The 20755-nt window shown below is 49.1% G+C and carries 21 protein-coding genes; 19 read left to right on the plus strand and 2 right to left on the minus strand.

From position 1 onward, the window contains the following. Positions 1–138: 138 nt before the first annotated feature. A complete protein-coding gene (locus ACM6JA_RS14880) occupies positions 139–1752 on the plus strand; it encodes an ABC-F family ATP-binding cassette domain-containing protein (protein WP_414853131.1) in 1614 nt (537 codons plus the stop codon). A gap of 66 nt (positions 1753–1818) precedes the next feature. On the opposite strand, the gene ACM6JA_RS14885 is transcribed toward ACM6JA_RS14880, so the two are convergent. Together ACM6JA_RS14885 and ACM6JA_RS14890 are read right to left on the minus strand one after the other, a co-directional pair. After that, a complete protein-coding gene (locus ACM6JA_RS14885; RefSeq protein ID WP_048032716.1) occupies positions 1819–2004 on the minus strand; it encodes a hypothetical protein in 186 nt (61 codons plus the stop codon). A 43-nt stretch (positions 2005–2047) separates the two neighbouring features. After that, positions 2048–3691, minus strand: a complete 1644-nt coding sequence (locus ACM6JA_RS14890; RefSeq protein ID WP_414852886.1) for a PucR family transcriptional regulator — start codon at positions 3689–3691, stop codon at positions 2048–2050. A gap of 153 nt (positions 3692–3844) precedes the next feature. Here ACM6JA_RS14890 and ACM6JA_RS14895 point away from each other — a divergent pair, with 153 nt between their 5' ends. The 18 genes from ACM6JA_RS14895 (at position 3845) to ACM6JA_RS14980 (ending at position 20730) form a co-directional block, all read left to right on the plus strand. Then, positions 3845–4042 (plus strand): DUF3311 domain-containing protein, encoded by a 198-nt coding sequence (locus tag ACM6JA_RS14895; RefSeq protein WP_026043050.1) that lies wholly within the window; start codon positions 3845–3847, stop codon positions 4040–4042. Next, positions 4039–5529 carry a sodium:solute symporter family protein gene (locus ACM6JA_RS14900; protein WP_414852887.1) on the plus strand — a complete coding sequence of 497 codons (1491 nt, stop codon included), beginning with the start codon at positions 4039–4041 and terminating at the stop codon, positions 5527–5529. The genes ACM6JA_RS14895 and ACM6JA_RS14900 overlap by 4 nt, the downstream gene beginning before the upstream one ends. 27 nt (positions 5530–5556) lie before the next feature. Further along, complete coding sequence (locus tag ACM6JA_RS14905; RefSeq protein ID WP_414852888.1) at positions 5557–7209, plus strand: amidohydrolase; 1653 nt, start codon at positions 5557–5559, stop codon at positions 7207–7209. Further along, positions 7175–8434: a M20 family metallo-hydrolase gene (locus ACM6JA_RS14910; protein WP_414852889.1), complete on the plus strand. Its 1260-nt coding sequence runs from the start codon at positions 7175–7177 to the stop codon at positions 8432–8434. Before ACM6JA_RS14905 ends, ACM6JA_RS14910 begins: the two co-directional genes overlap by 35 nt. A gap of 128 nt (positions 8435–8562) precedes the next feature. Then, on the plus strand, positions 8563–9420 hold the full coding sequence (locus ACM6JA_RS14915) for a carbon-nitrogen hydrolase family protein (protein WP_414852890.1): 858 nt from the start codon (positions 8563–8565) through the stop codon (positions 9418–9420). Positions 9421–9456: 36 nt separating this feature from the next. After that, the gene (locus ACM6JA_RS14920; protein WP_414852891.1) at positions 9457–10128 is read left to right on the plus strand and encodes a GNAT family N-acetyltransferase; all 672 of its coding nucleotides are present in this window, start codon (positions 9457–9459) and stop codon (positions 10126–10128) included. 41 nt (positions 10129–10169) lie between these two features. Continuing rightward, complete coding sequence (locus ACM6JA_RS14925; RefSeq protein WP_414852892.1) at positions 10170–10841, plus strand: GNAT family N-acetyltransferase; 672 nt, start codon at positions 10170–10172, stop codon at positions 10839–10841. A 120-nt stretch (positions 10842–10961) separates the two neighbouring features. Next, the gene (locus tag ACM6JA_RS14930; RefSeq protein WP_414852893.1) at positions 10962–11297 is read left to right on the plus strand and encodes a hypothetical protein; all 336 of its coding nucleotides are present in this window, start codon (positions 10962–10964) and stop codon (positions 11295–11297) included. Between the two features lie 24 nt (positions 11298–11321). After that, the gene (locus tag ACM6JA_RS14935) at positions 11322–11564 is read left to right on the plus strand and encodes a hypothetical protein (protein WP_414852894.1); all 243 of its coding nucleotides are present in this window, start codon (positions 11322–11324) and stop codon (positions 11562–11564) included. Next, positions 11561–12859 (plus strand): sigma-54 interaction domain-containing protein, encoded by a 1299-nt coding sequence (locus ACM6JA_RS14940; RefSeq protein ID WP_414852895.1) that lies wholly within the window; start codon positions 11561–11563, stop codon positions 12857–12859. Before ACM6JA_RS14935 ends, ACM6JA_RS14940 begins: the two co-directional genes overlap by 4 nt. 162 nt (positions 12860–13021) lie before the next feature. After that, positions 13022–13891 (plus strand): energy-coupling factor transporter ATPase, encoded by an 870-nt coding sequence (locus ACM6JA_RS14945; protein ID WP_414852896.1) that lies wholly within the window; start codon positions 13022–13024, stop codon positions 13889–13891. Then, complete coding sequence (locus ACM6JA_RS14950; RefSeq protein ID WP_414852897.1) at positions 13888–14748, plus strand: energy-coupling factor transporter ATPase; 861 nt, start codon at positions 13888–13890, stop codon at positions 14746–14748. The genes ACM6JA_RS14945 and ACM6JA_RS14950 overlap by 4 nt, the downstream gene beginning before the upstream one ends. Positions 14749–14761: 13 nt before the next feature. Continuing rightward, on the plus strand, positions 14762–15598 hold the full coding sequence (locus ACM6JA_RS14955; RefSeq protein WP_414852898.1) for an energy-coupling factor transporter transmembrane component T family protein: 837 nt from the start codon (positions 14762–14764) through the stop codon (positions 15596–15598). Between the two features lie 66 nt (positions 15599–15664). Then, the gene (locus ACM6JA_RS14960; RefSeq protein ID WP_414852899.1) at positions 15665–16222 is read left to right on the plus strand and encodes an ECF transporter S component; all 558 of its coding nucleotides are present in this window, start codon (positions 15665–15667) and stop codon (positions 16220–16222) included. Beyond that, a complete protein-coding gene (locus ACM6JA_RS14965; RefSeq protein WP_414852900.1) occupies positions 16222–17184 on the plus strand; it encodes a P1 family peptidase in 963 nt (320 codons plus the stop codon). The genes ACM6JA_RS14960 and ACM6JA_RS14965 overlap by 1 nt, the downstream gene beginning before the upstream one ends. Positions 17185–17221: 37 nt before the next feature. Next, positions 17222–18439 (plus strand): M20 family metallopeptidase, encoded by a 1218-nt coding sequence (locus ACM6JA_RS14970; protein WP_414852901.1) that lies wholly within the window; start codon positions 17222–17224, stop codon positions 18437–18439. Between the two features lie 143 nt (positions 18440–18582). Continuing rightward, on the plus strand, positions 18583–20370 hold the full coding sequence (locus tag ACM6JA_RS14975) for a M3 family oligoendopeptidase (protein ID WP_414852902.1): 1788 nt from the start codon (positions 18583–18585) through the stop codon (positions 20368–20370). Between the two features lie 120 nt (positions 20371–20490). Further along, entirely contained in the window at positions 20491–20730 is a 240-nt protein-coding gene (locus ACM6JA_RS14980; protein WP_414852903.1) for a hypothetical protein, read from the plus strand. Positions 20731–20755 lie beyond the last annotated feature (25 nt).

A 20755-nucleotide genomic window follows, 5' to 3' on the forward strand; every position in this document is an offset into this window, starting at 1 on the left:
GGTAGTTTTCCCTGTGAAAATGAATTTCATGAATCAAGTGTTTTTTGCTGTGCGCGAAATCGTTTACCTTTTGCAAAATGAGGTCATCTCTGGTAAGATAAGTGTTTGAACGATTCAAAAAAGGCAGGTATTGCGACGATGATAAGCACTCAGAACGTGACGCTGCGCTACGGTAAGCGCGCACTGTTTGAAGATGTATCCATTAAGTTTACCCCAGGTAACTGTTACGGCCTCATCGGTGCGAACGGTGCAGGGAAGTCTACCTTCGTGAAGATCCTCTCCGGAGAGATCGATCCGACGAGCGGTCACGTTTCGGTGACACCGGGCGAGCGTATCGCTGTATTAAAGCAGAACCACTTTGAATTCGACGAGTACGAAGTGTTAAAAACGGTAATTATGGGCCACAAGCGCCTGTTCGAGATCATGGAAGAGAAGACCGCTCTTTACATGAAAGAAGATTTCTCTGAGGAAGACGGCAATCGCGCGTCCCAATTGGAGGGAGAATTCGAAGAGCTGAACGGCTGGATGGCCGAAGCAGATGCAGCTAGCTTGCTGATCGGCCTCGGTATCCCGACAGACTTGCACGACAAGCAGATGAAGGACCTCTCTAGTACGGAGAAGGTACGTGTTCTGTTGGCGCAAGCCCTGTTCGGTAATCCACACATCCTGCTCTTGGATGAGCCGACGAACCACTTGGACATCGAGTCGATTCGTTGGTTGGAAAACTTCCTGGCGGATTATGAAAACACCGTCATCGTTGTATCCCATGACCGTCACTTCCTGAACAAGGTGTGTACGCACATTGCGGATATTGACTTTGGCAAAATCCAAATGTACGTGGGTAACTACGACTTCTGGTACGAATCTAGCCAATTGGCACTGAAAATGGTTCGTGATCAGAATAAGAAGAAAGAAGAAAAAATGAAGGAACTGCAAGAGTTTATTGCGCGTTTCTCTGCGAATGCTTCCAAGTCCAAGCAGGCGACTTCGCGTAAAAAGCTGTTGGAGAAAATTACGTTGGATGACATTCGTCCTTCCAGCCGTAAGTATCCGTTCATCAACTTCAAGCCAGAGCGTGAAGCGGGTAAAAACCTCGTAGCCATCGAAGGCTTGAGCAAGACGATTGAAGGCGAAAAACTGTTTGAAAACCTTCACCTCACCATCAACAAAGGGGACAAAGTTGCGTTTGTCGGACCGAATGAGCTGGCGAAAACAACCTTCTTCCAAATTTTGATGGGTGAAGTTCAGCCTGATAGCGGTTCTTTCGAATGGGGCGTTACGACTTCCCAAGCGTACTTCCCAAAAGACAATGCGGAGTACTTTAGCTCCGATTTGAGCCTGGTTGACTGGCTGCGCCAATACTCCAAAGATCAAGACGAGACATTCATTCGTGGATTCCTCGGTCGCATGCTGTTCTCTGGAGATGAAGCGCTGAAAAAGTCAAACGTATTGTCCGGGGGAGAAAAAGTTCGTTGCATGCTGTCCAAGATGATGCTGGCGAGTGCCAACGTATTAATCATGGACGAACCGACGAACCACTTGGATTTGGAATCCATTACTGCATTGAACAACGGCTTGATTGAGTTCGACGGTACACTTCTGTTCGTATCTCATGACCACCAGTTCGTTCAAACCATTGCGAACCGGGTCATTGAGTTCACGCCGAAGGGTGTTATTGATAAAATGATCACGTATGACGAATACCTGGAGAGCGATGAAATCAAACGCCTGCGTGACGAGCATTACGCGTAAGCTGCCTACGCACATATAAAAAGCCCTTGGCTTCGCACAAATCGTGCTGAAGTCAGGGGCTTTTTCTCATGTTACGGGGTCTTCCACGAACTCGATTTTGTTAAGGAACGCTTCCTTGCTCGAGAAAATAACGCGCTCTTTTCGCGGGGAAGTAAAGAACACCACGATGTACTGGTCATCTATGTATTCTACCGTGCCTCGTTTCTTTGGTCTCTGTATCGTCTTCACGGGTTTATTCAACCATTCGTTCATCTGTTGTTCCTCCTACCTGGCTTTCCCATTCATTATACCAAGATTAATGACGATGCCCAATGACATGTGCAGTTATGGCGATGCGCAGCAGCATTTGATCGTGCCCGTTTTCCGCATTCAATCCGGTCCACTCACGTATGAGCTGGATGCGGTATTTGATTGTGTTTTTATGGACATACAAACGACGCGCGGCTTCTGCATAATTACCATCCACTTGCAAAAACACTTGCAAGGTTTGCAAGAGCTGTCCGTTCTTTTCTCGATCATAGGTTTGGATTTTGCCCAGACATTCTTCTGCAAACGCTTGGGCTTCTGTCGCTGGATCGTCTGCGTACATGATTCGCTCGAGTCCTAAGTCATGGTAGCTTTTGACGCGAAGAGAAGCGACGTTGGCTGGGCTTGCAGAATGTAGAGCGGTTCGCAAGCTGATCAGCGCTTCCCGATAACTACGAGCGATGCCTTCTCGCACAGGATGATATCGCCCAATTCCTGCAAAGACGGGCTGATCCAGTTGCTTGGTGATCGTCCTCAAGCACTGTTCCTGCAGCCATTGCGAGAGCGATTCAGTGGGGGCATGAATAGACATAGGCACGAGCAAGAGGACACGATTTTCCTGATCCAAACCATACAGAATCGATTCATTTGTGGAAAGAAAGCTGTGTAACGCGTTCAGAAGATGATGGTTTTCTTTCCAAAGTTCCATGCCGGTTTTGTCATGGGGGGAGGTGCTTAGGAGCGTCGCGATATAGTGATCGGACAACTCCCAGCCGACTTCATCCGCCTTTCGTATGAGCATTTCATGTGAGACGATCTGGCCACTGATGAGTTGTTGCAAGAAATCATTGCGAAAACGCTGGAATGTTTCCTGGATGGCTCGTTGTCGCTGCATTTCAAGTGACAAGAGGGCAGCACTTTGCTCGATGGCGACTTTTTCCCACGCGTATAGATCACGCTCCCGCTGTCCAATGATGATGGTTCCTTGCACGATTTGGTCGTGGAGAAGCCACCGGACATGGATGCCCTCTTTTTGTCTGCTAAGAGGCTCTTGCGTTAGTCGGATCGGGGCGCGTTGACCATATAGCTTGTCCAATGAATCATCGAGGGGGAACGGACGAAGCGAGGAATCCCATTTCCATTTATGCTGGGGGACATGGATGGAGACAGGAGCATCAAGGATATCGGACAGTAAATCTGTCAATGTAAAAATCGGAGCTCCTCCCGTCAAATAGTGATGAAACCGTTCATAAATGGCATGGGTTCTGTCCAGCTCGATGCGCTGTTTGTCATTGATGTATTGAACGACTGGCACGATGACATCCGACCAAGCTTTATTCATCGGAAAGGACAGGATGGGAAATGCCTTATTCGTAGCGTGGGAGAGAACGGCTTCAGGAAGGTCCTCGATGTATCGGCCTAATTTGATGGCAAGCCCGGGGGTGCCGATGGCGACTAGCTCATCGATGAGCGTAATCAGCCGTTTCGTACATGTTTTTTGCTGAGAGAGAAATGGAAAGCCTGTCGTCAGAACGAATTCACCAGCACGCAGCCACCTGTGGCCATCGGGAGAATCAAAGGAAGTAACATTCAACAGTTCATTTTCTAAAGAGTCCGCGCCTGCAAGCACTGACGATTCATCAAAGCCACCAACTTGTATGAGCTCACGGACAGTAATCATTACGCTCACCATGCCTTCTTCATCTTTTAGCTACTCGCACAAAAGCCTGTTCGGTTTTCTAGCCATGTGAACAAAGGAGATATTTGAATTTTTCGATAATACTAATGTACATGTCCAGGATGTGTACAGGCAATGGGACAAATCGAGGAAACTGGGGGGAGTCGTATGAAAGCGAGAGATTGGCTAGGGGTACTGCCGTTCATAGGGATGCTGGGAGGAATTCCGTTTGTGAATCGGGTTGAGCCTTACGTATTAGGCATGCCGTTTGTCCTGTTTTGGATCGTTCTCTGGGTTGTCTTAACCTCCGTCATCATGGCATTCCTCAACAAAATCGACCCTGCTACGAAGGAGGACGGCCAATGAATATTGCCTTGATCATTATTTTTGCCTTTTTATTGCTGTCCTTCTACTCCGGTATTCGTGCACAGCGAGGGAAAGACATGAATATGGAACAATGGACCGTTGGCGGCAGAGGATTTGGTTCGATCTTTATTTTCTTGCTGGTAGCAGGCGAGATTTATACGACATTCACCTTTTTGGGGGGCAGTGGTTGGGCGTACTCCAAAGGGGCACCTTCTTATTACGTTCTCTCTTACATTTCGCTGGCCTATGTCATTTCCTACTGGCTCTTGCCGCCAATTTGGCGGTATGCCAAAGAGCACAAGCTCGTCTCCCAATCCGATTTTTTTGTGAGCAAATACAAGAGTCCGATACTCGGCATTTTGGTTGCTACGGTCGGAGTCATTGCGATTATTCCGTATCTCGTCCTCCAATTCAAAGGCTTGGGGATCATCGTATCGGAAGCATCCTATGGCTCGATTTCGCCTGCTGCTGCGATATGGATCGGGGTCATTGCTGTGACCATTTATGTCATGATCTCAGGAATTCACGGTTCGGCTTGGACGGCTGCGATCAAGGACATCATGATTTTCTTTGTCGTCGTTTTCCTCGGGTTTTACCTTCCGTTTCATTACTACGGGGGCATCCAGCCAATGTTTGAAGCCGTACAAGCCTCCAATCCTGGTTTCTTGACGTTCCCTGAGGAGGGATTAAGCATTTCCTGGTACATTTCAACGGTGCTGGTCACGGTGTTCGGATTTTATATGTGGCCGCATACGTTCGGCTCTGTGTTTTCAGCGAAAAATGCAAATGTGTTCCGCAAAAATACGATCATGCTGCCTCTCTATACCTTGATGCTTTTGTTTGTGTTCTTTGTCGGCTTTACGGCAATTCTGCAAGTACCCGGTTTAAAAGGGGCGGACGGTGATTTGTCCTTGCTCCGTCTGTCGTTGCAAACATTCGATCCGTGGGTAGTCGGGATCATTGGAGCAGCAGGCTTGCTAACTGCGCTCGTACCAGGCTCGATGCTATTGATGACAGGGGCGACGCTCTTGGCGAAAAACGTGTACAAAGTCATGGCTCCGAACACATCTGATGCACAAATCGCCCGGATTGCCAAATGGTTGGTGCCTGTCATCTCATTGATCTCGCTGTATTTTTCACTGAGTGGGGGAGATACGCTCGTTACCCTGTTATTAATGGGCTACAGCTTGGTCACACAGTTATTCCCGGCATTGCTTTTCAGTCTCCCTACCAAGCCGTGGGTAAATAAATACGGCGCGTTTGCCGGGATTTTATGTGGGGTGTCAACTGTTGCGTATGTGACGATTTTCCAAGTGACGATTGCGACCATGTTTCCGAATTGGCCAGCCGTTGTCAAAGACTTGAACATTGGTGTCGTGGCGTTGCTAGTCAATCTCGTCGTGATGTTTACTGTGACGCTTGTGACGAAGAATCTTTTTGCTCTCAATCGTCATGCAGCAAATACGGAAGGGACACCAACTCTTTAATACTAATTTCCTAAAGGAGGCAGTTATATGGCGGATACTGTTTTTCTCAATGGACAGGTGATCACGGTAGATCATGAGAATCGGGTGGCAGAGGCAGTGGCAGTCAGAGGGAATCGCGTTCTTGCTGTTGGGTCTAGTGAAGATGTGAAGCAGTTGATTCAATCACATACAAACGTCATTGATTTGCAAGGGAAGAGCCTATTGCCTGGCTTCATCGATGCCCACCTGCATATTACGATTTACGGTACGAACAAGCTGGGGGTCGATTGCAAAGCGAGAGGGATCAGGTCGATTGATGAGCTGCTCACTGCACTGAAAGAACAAGCAGAAAAAACACCAGCAGGGGAATGGGTGAGGGCATGTGGTTTCGATGAAAATCTCATGATCGAGCAGCGCTATCCGACACTCGCCGAGCTGGATGAAGTAACGACAGCGCATCCTGTTTTTGTCATGAGGACGTGCGCTCACCACTCTGTCGTAAACAGCAGAGCGCTTGCCATAGCGGGTTACGATAGAGACACAGCCGATCCCCAAGGTGGACGGATTGATCGTGATGAAGCTGGCGAGCTAACCGGATTCCTCATCGAAACGGCACATATGAACATGTTTGAAAAAGCTGCTTTTACCGAACCCGAGTACATCGAAGGCCTGCGATTGGCTTCGGAAGACTTTGTTGCTGCGGGTATTACGAGTGTCCACGATGCGGGAGGATACGGTCCAGAGAACTATCGGGCGATGCAAAAAGCGGTACAGGAAGGTGACGTGAAAGTTCGCATCTACGCAATGGTTTGTGCGCTGAATCAATCCGATGATTTTGTTCGAAAGATGATCGATGCCGGGATGGTAACGGGTACGGGGAATGCTCGCTTCCGTATCGGACCCGCGAAAGTTTTTACCGATGGAGCAAGCATTGCGCCCACAATGGCCATGCGTGAACCATTCACCAGCCGACCAGATGATTACGGAATTCTCTACTATGAACAGGACGAGTTGAATACCATTTTGGGAGAGGCACATGCAAGAGGTTTTCAAATTACCGCTCATGCCCAGGGAGATCGAGCGATTGACATGCTGCTGACATGCTTTGAAACGGCACTAGAAGCACATCCGCGTGAGAATCACCGACATCGGATTGAACATGCGGGTGTATCTGCGCCTGATCTGTTGGACAGAATGGCTCGGTTAGGCGTCGTACCCATCCCGAATCCAGCTTTTATCTACGATTACGGCGATTCATATGTGAACAACATCGGAGAGCGTGTCGGGCATATGTTTCCGGCGAGGGATCAGTTCGACGCGGGGATCATTATGGCAGGAGCGTCGGATAGTCCCGTGACTGATTTCAACCCGCTGATTGGGATTCATGCTGCTGTTAATCGGTTGAGTAAAACAGGTCAGGATGTGGGGATCAATCAAAGGGTCAGCATCATGGAGGCGATTCGCATGTTTACTTGGAACGGAGCGTACGCCAGTTTTGAGGAGGGGATCAAAGGGAGTATTGAAGTCGGGAAGCTGGCGGATCTCGTTGTGCTGGACGGCGATATTTTGGCAACGCGGGCAGATCGTATGAAAGAACTGCGCGTAGACAAAACGATGATCGATGGAGAGTTCGTCTATCAACGCCAAGATGAGGAGGTTCTACAAGATGAACGTAAAAGCGAGAAAGCTTGCGATCAATGAAGAACGACTGCAAAAACGAATCGAGCAATTAGCGCAAATCGGGAAAATAGGCGAAACGGGTGTATGTCGACTCGCTTTGTCTGCTGAAGACCGGGCAGGCGTAGAGCTGGTGCGTAGCTGGATGGAAGAAGCCGGTCTTCAGACGCGGATCGATGACTTCGGCAATTTGATTGGTCGGATGGCGGGGAAGGATGAGCAAGCCCAGATCTTGATGATTGGCTCGCATATCGATTCGCAGCCATACGGTGGTCAGTACGATGGTGTGATCGGGGTATTGGGGGGACTAGAAGTCGTCCAGACGTTGAATGAACAAGGGTTCATGCCTGCACAGTCGATTGAAGTCATTGCGTTTTGTGATGAAGAAGGATGCCGGTTTCAAAAAGGACTGTTTGGTTCCAAAGGTATTCTCGGCATGCTAGACCCGACGGACTTGGAGCGGACGGACAAAAACGGGATCACACGCAGGCAGGCACTCGTTGATTTTGGATGCGACCCTGATCGCCTACAAGCGTCTATTTATCCAAAAGGCAGCATCGGTGCTTATCTGGAGCTGCATATTGAGCAGGGGCCGATTCTCGATGATGCGAGAGAAGCGATTGGAATCGTGTCGGCGATATCAGGGCCTTTGTGGTGGACGGTCGAGCTGACTGGCTTTGCCGGACACGCTGGTTCCGTACCGATGCCGATGAGAAAGGATGCACTAGTGGGAGCGGCAAAAGTAATTTTGGCAGTGAACGAGCTGGCAAAGCTAGATCCAAAAGCGCCAACAGTCGGTACAGTCGGTCACTTGGAGGTTTTCCCAGATTCGCGCAACATCATTCCCGAGCGTGTGCGTTTTTCGATTGATTTGCGGGATATCGATTTGAGGCGTCGCGATGAGCGAGAACAAGCGTTGCGCGAGGCGATTGAGCTAGCCGCTGTAGAAGGTGGATTGCAATATACCATTACGGAAGATACAAATAGTGACCCGCGTTACTGTGCCGACTGGATTAAGGCAATTATGCATGAAGAGAGCAGCAAGCTCGGTGCCACTGTGCGCGAGCTGATGAGTGGTCCTTTCCATGACGCTTTGGCGCTCTCCTACGTTTGTGATTACGGGATGATTTTTGTCCGCTGTAAGGACGGTATCAGCCATAATCCGCAAGAATACGCAGCCTATGAAGACGTGGCACTGGGAACAGAGCTGCTCTACAAAACTGTATTGCGGATGAGTACCAACCAATAAGAGAGAGAGTCGCCCGTCTAAGTGGATAGGCGACTTTTTTCATACAGTCAATGACGAGACTTTACAGACTGTTTTTGATATATTTTAGTCTGAGAGGTTCTTATCACGTTTGAGGAAGGAAGAATGGCATGAAAATGCGTGTTTCCGCTGTGCAGTATCATCTGCATACCATACATAGCTTTGAAGACTACGCCAATCAAGTTGAGCACTACGTGAAAAACGCGCAAGAGTACGACACAGAATTTCTCCTTTTCCCGGAGCTGTTTACGACTCAACTCATGTCGATCGGAGACGAGCAGGGAAATGCGCTGCCGATTACGGCATTGCCGTCATTCACGGACCGATATGTCGAGCTATTTCGTTCTCTCGCTGCCAAATATGAGATGTATCTGATTGGTGGAACGCACATCATAGAGGAAAACGGCAAGCTTTACAATACGGCTTTTCTGTTTTACCCGGATGGACGTGTAGGCCAGCAGAAAAAAATCCATATCACGCCATGGGAAGTAAAAGGCTGGAACATGGGGGCTGGCGACTCGTTGCAAATCTTTGAGACCGACAAAGGGAAGGTCGCGATGATTATTTGCTACGACATCGAGTTCCCTGAGTGGGTGCGCATCGCCAAAGCAAGGGGCGCAGACGTCATTTTCTGCCCTTCCTGCACGGATGATCGCCACGCGTTCCATCGAGTACGTTATACCAGTCATGCCCGGACGATTGAAAACCAGGTGTATGTCGTGCTGACTGGAACAGTTGGTTCGCTACCGACAGTTGATTTCATGCGAGCGAACTTTGGACAAGCGGCGATCTTGACACCAAACGATGTTCCGTTCCCTCCACGAGGCATTCTTGCTGAAGGGGAAATCAACCACGACATGATGGTAACCGCTGACCTCGATATCCAATTGCTATACGACGTGCGGGAAAAAGGCTCCGTCACAACGTGGCGCGACCGTCGCACCGATTTATATACAGACTGGAAGTAAGCAATCCATCGTGATCTGGACAGCAGGAGGATGAATATGTACAGAAAAGAGCTGTATGTATTTGAAGGGAACAAGCCACGCAAAGCCGTCATACGCAACTACAATCGATCAGACTTCTTCGAATTGATCCAAATACAGGCGGAGAGCTTTCCCCCGCCGTTTCCGTCTGAGCTATGGTGGAACCAGGAGCAGTTGACGAACCATATTACGCTGTTCCCGGAAGGGGCCATTTGTGTAGAAGTGGACGGCGTTTTGGCAGGTTCGATGACAGGACTGCTCGTGAAGTTTGATCCGGCTCACCCTGAGCATAAGTGGGAGGATGTCACGGATAGCGGTTATATCCGTAATCATGATCCTGAGGGGGACACGCTGTACATCGTAGACATATGCATTCGTCCGAGCTTCCGCAAGCTGGGATTGGGTCAACAGATGATGCAAGCGATGTATGAGCTGGTGGTACAAAAAGGACTGCGCAGATTGCTCGGCGGAGGTCGCATGCCAGGATATGGGCGTTATGCAGACCAATGGACACCTGAGCAGTATTTGGAGCGTGTTCTGACAGGGGAAGTAAGAGACCCAGTGATTACATTTCTCATGCGATGTGGTCGCACGCCTGTTCAGGTCGTGGCGAATTATTTGGTAGATGAGGAATCTCGCAACTACGCGACACTCATGGAATGGAAAAATCCATTTCAGCAGCATCGGTAGGGCATTTATTCGACATAATCGATCGAGAGGGGATTTGACTGATGGAATTCGTACGTATTCAACATATTGACAATCCGCTGTTTGCGAAGATGCACCGTTTGATGCAAGAAGTTTTCCCGCCTGAGGAAGTATTGGAGTACGATCTGTGGAAAGAACCGCTAGAAGATCCGGGCATTCGTGTATTTGTAGCTGTACACGAAGGAGAAGTTGTGGGCGCTACCGAATACCGTTATTACACGGACATGAACGTAGCCATGACAGACTTCACGATTATTGGTAGAGAAGGACTCGGAGTGGGACGATTCCTCGCCAGAGAGCGTCAAAAGGACCTACTCGCTCTGGCTGCTGAAAACGGCAAGGAGCTATACGGGATGTTTGCAGAAATCTACGACCCGTACCGTGTGGAAGAACACAACTTTGGCGGAATCAAGCCAATGGACCCATTTGTACGCCGTGAAGTGCTCTCTCATTTGGGCTACAAACGTACAAACTTTACGTACGTACATCCGTCCTGGCAAAATGACGGCGAAGCAGTATCCGGGCTCGATCTGGGCTTCATGCCAACAAACGAAGAGCAAAAGACGCTCGAAGCGGATCTGATCGTCACGTTCTTGAAGCGTTATTACGCTGTGCTTCCACAAAAGCCGCAGGCATGGCTTGACATGGTGAAAGCCTTGGAGAGCAAAGAAACGGTGGAGCTGCTTCCTATCTAATCGCAAGACAACAAGAACCAACTCTCCTGTGGAGCTATGTTCACGGCTCCATGGGAGTTTTTCGTAGTAGGATAGTCAGATTATTACGAAAAATATAAGCCATATGAAGAGGGATTCAAAATGAAAATCATCACCCTATGCGGGTCTACAAAATTCAAAAAGGAATTTGAGCAGGCGAATACGTATTTGACGCTCCAAGGAAACCTCGTGATGAGTGTAGCCTTTTTCGAACAGAGCGAGGGCTTTGAGATATCACAAGAGCAAGCTGATCTACTCACAGACATTCACTTTCGAAAAATCGATTTGTCCGACGAGATTTTTGTCATCGATGTAGAGGGCTATATCGGAAACAGTACAGGCAAGGAAATTGCGTATGCAAAAGAACAAGGAAAGCCGATTCATTATTACTCCAAGAGTGGGATCAACGATAAAGTGATTGCCGCATTCTTTCTCTAACCAGAAAAAACAGAGGTGAAACAGGTGAAAGCTCAAAATCTAGCATCGATCTTCCTTTACATAGCCGTCATCTTTCACTTGCTGGGCATGAGTGGCTGGACTTCTGCAAAGCTGGCACAACTAATCGAACTCGCCATCCTCGCGCTAATGCTCCTGGCCATTTTCATATTACGGAAAAAGAAACGAAAAAAGCGTCGGGCAAGAAGGCCTGCACCGGAAGTAGCAGTCATGCTTGAGCATGCCGAGGAAGGGGAGCCAGGCAAATGATTCACGACATCCACATGCAGGCGATTCTGGACGCTTCTCACGACGGGATCATTGCGGTCGATCGGGATTCCATTATTATCGGGGTCAATAAAAACGCGATGGAAATACTCGGTCTGCCAGGCAATATTGTTGGACAAAAAATTACCCGATATATTCCCAATTCAGATATGTTGAGAATTTTGGCAACGGGAAAAAAAGAGATAGGGGACATCGCGACGGTCCTGAACCGACAAATTATCATCAACCGTTTGCCGATTGTCGTAGCGGGTGAAATCGTGGGTGCGGTTTCCACTTTTAAAGAGATCACCGACATTCAAAAAATGGAGATGCGCATTCGCAAGCAGAGCATGGAGAGCGGCTTGGAAGCCAAATTCCGCCTGGAGGATATCGTTGGAGAATCGTCTGCGATCCGTGAAGCGAAGGAATGGGCGGAAACTTTTGCAAGGACAGATGCGACGGTTCTCATCCAGGGGGAGAGTGGGACCGGCAAGGAGTTGTTTGCCCAAGGGATTCATTTGAGCAGCCAGCGTGCAACCGGGCCGTTCATCCCGGTTAACTGTGCGGCTCTCCCCGGCAATTTATTGGAGAGCGAATTGTTTGGATACGAGGAGGGCGCTTTTACTGGCGCGCGAAAAGGCGGAAAGCCAGGGCTATTTGAATTGGCCCACGGAGGCACTCTATTTCTCGATGAAATCGGAGAGATGTCGATCCCGATCCAAGCGTTGCTCTTGCGTATCTTGCAGGAGAAAAAAGTGCGCAGAATCAGCGGGGAGCGCATCGTACCTGTCGATGTGAGAATTATCGCGGCAACGAATCGGGATTTGGAACAACTGGTAGAGGAAAAGCAGTTTCGCTCAGACCTGTACTTCCGCTTGAATGTGTTGACGCTTGAGCTGCCTGCTTTGCGAGAGCGAATTGAAGATATCCCGCTATTGGTGGCATCGATCATTGGAGAAATCAAGGAACGGGAAAACAAAAGGCATCTGAAAGTCGAAGAGGCCGTTTTCCACGTTTTCAAGCAATACGACTGGCCAGGAAATGTACGAGAGCTGCGTAATGTGGTGGAAAGAATGGTCTTGCTCTGTAAGAATGACGCGCTAGGCAAGGAGGACACTGCTTTTTTTGCGAAGAAGCTGTATCAGCGACAATCTTCCCGTGATCAAGAAGAGAGAGAAGCAGAAGTCATCCGAAAGGTTTTGGCGGAAACGAAGGGAAACAAGGGAGAGGCGGCGAAAATTTTGGGAATGGATCGATCCACGCTGTGGAGAAAAATGAAGCGCTACGAAAGGTTGTAGAAATTGATGCAACTGCAACATCAGCGATGCATGTTTGCAACAGGGTGGCTCCTTTAATTGTTTAATTTGCAGAAAATTTAAAACATATTCATTTGGCATGGTAGTTGCTTATTTATGGAGGACACAGCACATACGACTTTTACGAAGAGGCGAGGGGAGAGCATGACACCACAACCGATTATTCGTGTAGAAAATGTCTCGTTTGCCTATCAGGTTAACCAAGATCAACAAATTCCTGTCCTGCAAAATGTCTCCCTAGAAGTGTTTCCAGGAGAGTATGTCGCCATCATCGGTCATAATGGGTCCGGTAAGTCAACGCTGTCTAAGCATCTCAATGGAATTTTGACTCCAAACGATGGCGATGTCATCGTTAACGGAATCAACACGCGTGAAAAACAGCGAATTCATGAAGTGAGGAGCCGTGTCGGGATGGTTTTTCAGCATCCGGACAATCAGATTGTCGCGACGATTGTAGAGGACGATGTGGCTTTTGGATTGGAGAACATAGGGACATCTGCAGAAGAGATGAAAACACGAGTGGATTTTGCCCTAGAGGCAGTAGGAATGAGTGCCTTTCGCCATCGACCGCCTCATCATTTGTCTGGCGGACAAAAGCAACGGATCGCCATTGCGGGGATATTGGCAATGAGGCCACAATGCCTCGTCATGGATGAAGCGACGAGTATGCTGGACAGCTACGGTAGACAGGATATACTGGCAGTCGTTCGCAAGCTGCATCGCGAAGGAATGACGATTGTCACAGTGACCCATCACATGTCAGAGGTAGCAGAAGCAGATCGCGTCATCGTGATGGAGAGCGGCAAGATCGTATTGGAGGGTACTCCGCGTGAAGTATTTTCCCATCAGGAAAGACTTCGCGAGTTGCATCTGGATGTTCCAGACGCGAGTCGAATTGCTCATCTCGTTCACTCCGAATATAGCGAATTTACACGAGATCTCATCCACAATGAGGAAGTTGTCGCGGAGGTTAATCGTCTATACGTCAGACAAGCGGAGGCGAGTGGTTCATGACGCAACCGATCGTAAACGTGGAAAATCTATCTCATGTCTACATGCAAGGAACGCCTCTCGAACATCGGGCTCTCGACCAGGTAACCATACAGGTGGAAGAGGGCGAATGCTTGGCCATTATCGGTCATACAGGATCGGGAAAATCGACGTTAATCCAGCATTTTAACGGCCTGATTCGCCCGCAATCCGGTACAGTCATCATCAATGGAATGGACGTATCTTCACCCAAGATTGATATTCGTACGTTGCGCAGACAAGTAGGGCTCGTTTTTCAGAACCCGGAGGATCAGCTGTTCGAAAAACTGGTCGGTGATGATGTAGCCTACGGCCCTTTTCGGATGGGGCTGCCTTTAGAGGAAGTGCGGCGACGCGTTCAATGGGCGATGGACTTGGTCGGCCTCTCGTTTCAGGAGATGAAAGACCGTCCGACTTTTGCCTTAAGTGGCGGACAGAAGCGCAAGGTGGCATTGGCTGGTGTCCTTTCCTTGCAACCCAAGGTTCTCGTGCTTGACGAGCCAACAGCAGGGCTGGACCCGCGCTCTCGTCATGAGCTATTGGAGCGCATCCGCCGTCTCAATCGGGAAGAAAAGCTAACGGTTATTTTCGTGTCACACAATATGGAAGAGGTCGCCAAGCTTGCTGATCGTGTCTACGTTATGGCAAACGGCAAATCAGTCTGCGATGGGACACCACGACAAATTTTTGGCAATCAGGAATTGTTGCGGCAGCATCATATCGGCACACCGGAATCGGTTGATATTTTATACAGACTCCGTGAACAGGGCTACAGCATTGATCCTAGCGCTTTTTTACCCGAAGAGACAGCGATGGAAATTTTGAAACTGATGAACCGCTAAGGAGGGGGTCCACATGTCAGCGGAATTTGAATTGACGCGCAATATTACCATCGGTCAATATTTACCCACTGCTTCGGTCGTTCATCGTCTCGATCCTCGTTTCAAGCTAGGTGCTTTCGTCATCCTCATCTTAGCGATTGCCATCTGCGATACATACGTGGGTAACCTGTTTGCTTTAGCCATTTGTATCTGGATGTTTCAAATCTCGAAAATCCCGCTTCATTACGGCATATCCGGGATCAAGCCCGCTATCCCCTTTATCATTATTTTGGCGATCATGCAGTTGCTTTTTTACGGGGAGGTTGTCAATGGCGGAACCGTTTATTTGAAATACGGCTTTATCACGATCACGAGTGAGAGTGTACGCCTCGTCATTGTGTCTGCCATGCGCTTTGTAGAAGTGATCTTCTTATCAAGTGTCCTCACGCTCAGCACTTCAACGACGGAACTCACACACGGAATGGAGCGACTGCTGGGGCCTTTGGAAAAAGTAAAGTTTCCGGTTCATGCGTTTGCATTGATCATCACGATTGCTGTGCGCTTTGTACCTACCTTCGCGATGGAAATGGAAAAAATGATGAAAGCACAAGCATCCCGTGGTGCAGATTTCGGTACAGGAGAATGGTGGCGGATCATCCAGAGAACAAAAGATATGTTTCCCATCATCATCCCGTTGTTTAATGTGGCGCTCGCCAGAGCAGAAGATTTGATATTAGCAATGGAAGCCAGATGCTACACACCAGGTGCCGCACGGACCAGATACACCCAATACAGGGCGGTAGGCAAAGATTACATCGCGCTAATCGTGAGCATAGTCATTTCTGCCGTCATGCTCGCCATACCTTGGTAAGGGAGACTAGGGGAACTCGCCCGAGTAAGGGCATTCCACATAAAACTCGTAAAAGGAGGAGTATGCATGGAAAAAGGCTTGACCGTTCGTAAGATTGTCATTGCAGGCGTTCTGGGCGCGATAGCGATTTTGCTCGGGGTGACACGTCTTGGCTACATTCCGGTTCCGACAGCAGCGGGCAATGCCACTATTATGCACATCCCGGCTGTTATCGGAGGCATAATGGAGGGCTGGGGCGTTGGTATGATCATTGGCCTTATATTTGGAGTCTCTTCTTTCTTAAATGCCACCGTTCCGCTTTTTAAAGACCCTCTTATAGCCATCCTGCCGCGTCTGTTCATCGGTGTGACTGCTTACTTGACCTACGTTGGTTTGAAAAACGTCAATCAGTACTTGGCGATTGGTGCCGCTGGCTTTATTGGGGCGATGACAAATACGATCCTGGTACTGGGCATGGCCGTTGTTCGAGGATACATGACCCTCGGCGTAGCGACCACAGTCGCAATCACGAACGGCTTGCCAGAAGCAATTGTTTCGGTCATTGTTACATTGGCTGTCGTTGCAGCTTGGAAGAAATTGGGCTCAGCGGGCAGGCAAAAATCAAAAATTTCAGGAGACTTATAATGACCGGAACGATTGTTGATGTACCCGGCGTTCTCGTCGGGCATGCACAAAACAAAGAAACATTAACGGGATGCAGTGTGATTATGCTGGAAAAGCCATCTGTTTGCGGCGTGGATGTCCGGGGTTCTGCCCCGGGCACCCGCGAGACGGACCTCTTGGACCCTGTCAATCTGGTGAGTGTCGTCCATGCAATTTGCCTTTCGGGTGGCAGTGCATACGGTTTGGATGCTGCAACAGGTGTCATGCAGTATTTGGAGGAACAAGGCATCGGACTGGATGTTGGCTATGGCGTCGTTCCGATCGTTCCAGCAGCAGTCTTGTTCGACCTGGCTGTAGGCGACTATCGGGTTCGACCGGATCGTCAAATGGGCTATGAGGCAGCACAGGCTGCAAGCCGTGAGACAGTAGAACAAGGAAACGTCGGTGCTGGTACAGGTGCTTCAGTAGGAAAGCTGAATGGATTTGGGAACGCGATGAAGAGCGGGTTGGGCACAGCTTCTGTGATTTTACCCAATGGACTCGTCATAGGCGCAATCGTCGCTGTAAATGCGGTCGGTCATGTCGTAGATCCGCAGTCAGGGACGATCATAGCCGGACCGAGAGATGAACAGGGAACCATTCGGGATAGCATGGAGATAATGCGCCAGCAAGCTTTTGCTCCGATCCCTCCAGGTACGAACACGACGATTGCCGTAGTCGCGAGCAATGCCCGCTTGTCCAAAGCCGAAGCAAACAAAGTAGCGCAAATGGCTCACGACGGACTTGCCCGTACGATTCGGCCGATTCACACCATGTACGATGGCGATACGATCTTTGCAGTAGCAACAGGCGAAGTAGAGACAAGTGTAGACTTGGTGGGCGCGTTGTCCGCAGATGTGCTGGCAGAAGCCGTCATCCAAGCGGTTAAGCACGCAGAGGAAGCAGGGGGACTGCCATCTTATCGCAGTTACTTCCAGGAATAGGTGTAACATAATTGGATGCAGAGGAGAGGATTGGCGGATGAATCAGGTGATATCCTTTGTTGACGAGCAGGAAGTTGTGCGCCTAACGCAGGAGCTAGTTAGAATTCCGAGTGTGTTTCGCCCAGATCAGGCAGGAGCGAATGAAGAGCGGGTCGCGCTATTTGTCGCCGATTATCTTCGCAATATGGGTTTGCAGGTCTTCTATGAAGAGGTTGTTCCAGGCAGACCGAATGTCATCGCTTTTTACGATTCGGGCAGGCCTGGCAAAACGCTATTGTTCGAAGCCCATACGGATGTCGTAACAGAAGGGGATCGGGATGCTTGGAGCTACGACCCTTTTGGCGGGACAATATCTGGTGGACGTATCTACGGGCGTGGCTCCTGTGACACAAAAGGAAATCTGGCTGCCGCGATATGCGCCGTCAAAGCTATCCAACGATCCAAACAGTCTTTTACAGGCAAAATCCTCCTGTGCATCCCTTGCGATGAGGAGAGCATGATGATCGGGATCAAAGATTTCATCCGTCGCGGTTGGGCCAACAACGTCGATGCGGCGATCATCTGCGAACCAGAAGAAAATCAGCTCTGCATCACGCAAAAAGGAGCCATGCGAGCCATTCTTCGTACATTTGGCAAGATGGCGCATGGTGCCATGCCACTGACGGGAATCAATCCGAACACAAGGATGGCACGCGCCATCGTGGCGTTAGAGGAGCTGGAACGCAAGGAAATGGCTCGTCTGGGCGAGCATCCGATGTTGGGGTGGCCGAGTATCACTCCGACGATTTTGCAGGCGCCGGTCAAAGGAGATGCCCAAATCAATGTCGTACCCGATCAATGCATGACTACACTTGATATTCGCACGGTACCCGGGCAGGACCACCAAGAGCTGTACAAAGAAATCAGTGCCATATTAGAAGGATTAAGCAAAGAGGATGACAAGTTCAAAGCCACCTTGGAACTCATCGAAGAGCGTCCTTGGACGTTGACTGGCATGAAGGAAGAAGTCGTGACTTCTGTCGCGAGCGCCTATCGGGAAATCACGAAAAAAGAACCCGTATATAATGGTGTTCCAGGTGCGACAGATGGAACCTTCCTGCACAAAGCCGGCATTCCGATTTTGACGACAGGCGCAGGCGATCGCCACATCCCTCATCATGCAGATGAGTACGTAGCGATTGACCAATTGGTGGAATCCACCCAGCTTTTTGCCTTATCTGCATTGACGTTTTTGACGCAGCCTGTACGAGCTTGATCACCTACAAAAGAACTCTGCTTACGCTAGCGGCAGAGTCTTTTTCTTCTCACAAAAGAAGTTTTCTTAGTAAAAACTTGCAGAATCCATCTAAAATTTTTTACAATAGGTTTGTTACATAAGCGAAAAGGAGGCACGTGCCCATGAATATGCGCTGGAACTTGAACGTCTTGTATTCCTCGTTTGACGCGCCCGAATGGAAACAAGATTGGGAGAAGTTAGTAGGTGAAATGGAAGAGATCAAAGGCTGGGCAGTTCAAAACTTGCAATCTTCAGAAGATGCAGTAGCGAAGATGGAGACATACATAACGATGATGACCTCCGTTCTGCAAACGCAGTTCCGTTTGTACGCCTACGGAGAGCTGACTGCAAGCGTCGATGCCAAGAATGAAGCAGCATTGCTCGCGATTGAAAAAGTACAGAATCAGGCAGTTGAGTTGGTTGAACCAGGCGTGCAGTTCCAAAAGTGGCTAGGAACGCTGAGCAATCTAGACGAGTTGATTAGCCAATCGGATCTGTTAGAGACACATCGCTTTATGTTGACAGAAATGTCAGACAAGAGCAAATACATGCTGAGCGAAAAAGAAGAAATCGTCCTGGCAAAAATGAAAAATACAGGGTCAAATGCATGGACAAAGCTCCATGAAATGCTGACTTCCACCTTGCTGGTAGACATTACAGTCGATGGGGAGCACAAACAGCTTCCATTGCCTGTGGTGCGGAACATGGCGAATGAAAAAGATCCGCAGCTTCGCAAAACGGCATACGAGGCAGAACTTGCCGCTTACAAAAAAATCGATCAAGCTGCTGCTGCCAGCTTGAATGGAATTAAGGGCGAGGTTATTACCGTAGCGAAGCTCAGAGGCTATGAATCGCCGCTGGATAAGACGTTGCAAGACTCCCGCATGGACCGCGAGACGCTCGAAGCGATGCTTCAGGCGATGCGTGAGAGCCTGCCATCCTTCCATCAATACTTCCGTACAAAGGCGAAGCTACTCGGTCATGAGAGCGCTCAATTGCCGTTTTATGATTTGTTTGCGCCAGTGGGTGAGGCAGACATGCGGTTCTCGTATGAGGAATCCCGCGACTTCATCGTGAAGCATTTTGGTAGCTTTAGCGAAAAACTCGCCAACTATGCAGCACGAGCTTATGACGATCAGTGGATTGATGCTGAGATTCGTGAAGGCAAGCGTGGAGGGGCATTCTGCTACAACCTGCACATCGTAGGGGAGAGCAGAATTATGTCCAACTACACAGGCAGCTACAGCGATGTGAGCACAATGGCACATGAATTGGGACATGGCTATCACGGAGAATGTCTCGTAAACGAAGCCTTCTTGAATAGCGAATATCCAATGCCAATCGCCGAAACCGCGTCCATTTTGTGTGAAACCATCATTGCCAATGCAGCGCTTGAACAAGCGACCTCCGAGGAAGCATTTGCGATTTTGGAAAATGATATTAGCGGAGCAAGTCAGGTGATCGTCGATATTTATAGCCGTTACTTGTTCGAGACTGCTGTATTTGAGCGCAGAACAGAAGGTGCCTTGTCTGTTTCCACTCTAAACGAACTGATGCTGCAAGCGCAAAAGGACGCTTACGGAGATGGTTTGGATCCGGCAGCCCTACACCCGTACATGTGGGTATGCAAACCGCACTATTATAGCGCGGATTACAATTTCTACAACTTCCCGTATGCTTTTGGGCTCCTGTTCGCGAAAGGCTTGTACGCAGAGTATCTCAAGCGCGGGGAAGCTTTTGTTGAGCAGTACGACAAGCTCTTATCTGTAACGGGCAAAATGAGCGTTGCAGATGTAGCAGCCATCATGGATGTTGATGTACGCTCAGTCGATTTCTGGCGGAATTCACTCTCTTTGGTTGCAAAAGATATCGACAAATTCGTTGAGCTCGCATCTGCACGTCTGAACTAAATAGGAAGAACGTCCGCTATGTCATTAGCGGACGTTTTTTATTCATAATGCAAAGCGTTTTTGTGCGCATAGGGAAGAGAAGGGAAGGAGAAAGTAAGAAAAAACAGATGAGGTGATTACGTGGTAAACGGATTGCAGTTACTCGACCTATTGCGGGAAACGGAGAACAAGATGCTGCATTTACATAGAGCCATCGACAGAGTAAGCAGCGAGCCGGATTTCAAGGAGTCTGTCAGTGTTCTTACCGTAGTCGTTCGTGATTATCAGCTTCAGCTCGACAAAATGAAGCAAGCGTTGGGCAAAATCGAAATCGGAGGGCAACAACAACAACAGCAGGTCCATAATACCGAAATACACTAAACACAGAAAAACAAACAGCCCTCGA

Source organism: Brevibacillus sp. IT-7CA2 (assembly GCF_949767855.1).
In the GTDB taxonomy this organism is placed as follows: domain Bacteria; phylum Bacillota; class Bacilli; order Brevibacillales; family Brevibacillaceae; genus Brevibacillus.

Bases quoted from the DNA above. Each gene is read 5' to 3' on its own strand.
- ACM6JA_RS14880 (WP_414853131.1), top strand. From the start codon at position 139: ATGATAAGCACTCAGAACGTGACGCTGCGCTACGGTAAGCGCGCACTG.
- ACM6JA_RS14885 (WP_048032716.1), bottom strand. From the start codon at position 2,004: ATGAACGAATGGTTGAATAAACCCGTGAAGACGATACAGAGACCAAAG.
- ACM6JA_RS14890 (WP_414852886.1), bottom strand. From the start codon at position 3,691: ATGGTGAGCGTAATGATTACTGTCCGTGAGCTCATACAAGTTGGTGGC.
- ACM6JA_RS14895 (WP_026043050.1), top strand. From the start codon at position 3,845: ATGAAAGCGAGAGATTGGCTAGGGGTACTGCCGTTCATAGGGATGCTG.
- ACM6JA_RS14900 (WP_414852887.1), top strand. From the start codon at position 4,039: ATGAATATTGCCTTGATCATTATTTTTGCCTTTTTATTGCTGTCCTTC.
- ACM6JA_RS14905 (WP_414852888.1), top strand. From the start codon at position 5,557: ATGGCGGATACTGTTTTTCTCAATGGACAGGTGATCACGGTAGATCAT.
- ACM6JA_RS14910 (WP_414852889.1), top strand. From the start codon at position 7,175: ATGAACGTAAAAGCGAGAAAGCTTGCGATCAATGAAGAACGACTGCAA.
- ACM6JA_RS14915 (WP_414852890.1), top strand. From the start codon at position 8,563: ATGAAAATGCGTGTTTCCGCTGTGCAGTATCATCTGCATACCATACAT.
- ACM6JA_RS14920 (WP_414852891.1), top strand. From the start codon at position 9,457: ATGTACAGAAAAGAGCTGTATGTATTTGAAGGGAACAAGCCACGCAAA.
- ACM6JA_RS14925 (WP_414852892.1), top strand. From the start codon at position 10,170: ATGGAATTCGTACGTATTCAACATATTGACAATCCGCTGTTTGCGAAG.
- ACM6JA_RS14930 (WP_414852893.1), top strand. From the start codon at position 10,962: ATGAAAATCATCACCCTATGCGGGTCTACAAAATTCAAAAAGGAATTT.
- ACM6JA_RS14940 (WP_414852895.1), top strand. From the start codon at position 11,561: ATGATTCACGACATCCACATGCAGGCGATTCTGGACGCTTCTCACGAC.
- ACM6JA_RS14945 (WP_414852896.1), top strand. From the start codon at position 13,022: ATGACACCACAACCGATTATTCGTGTAGAAAATGTCTCGTTTGCCTAT.
- ACM6JA_RS14950 (WP_414852897.1), top strand. From the start codon at position 13,888: ATGACGCAACCGATCGTAAACGTGGAAAATCTATCTCATGTCTACATG.
- ACM6JA_RS14955 (WP_414852898.1), top strand. From the start codon at position 14,762: ATGTCAGCGGAATTTGAATTGACGCGCAATATTACCATCGGTCAATAT.
- ACM6JA_RS14960 (WP_414852899.1), top strand. From the start codon at position 15,665: ATGGAAAAAGGCTTGACCGTTCGTAAGATTGTCATTGCAGGCGTTCTG.
- ACM6JA_RS14965 (WP_414852900.1), top strand. From the start codon at position 16,222: ATGACCGGAACGATTGTTGATGTACCCGGCGTTCTCGTCGGGCATGCA.
- ACM6JA_RS14970 (WP_414852901.1), top strand. From the start codon at position 17,222: ATGAATCAGGTGATATCCTTTGTTGACGAGCAGGAAGTTGTGCGCCTA.
- ACM6JA_RS14975 (WP_414852902.1), top strand. From the start codon at position 18,583: ATGAATATGCGCTGGAACTTGAACGTCTTGTATTCCTCGTTTGACGCG.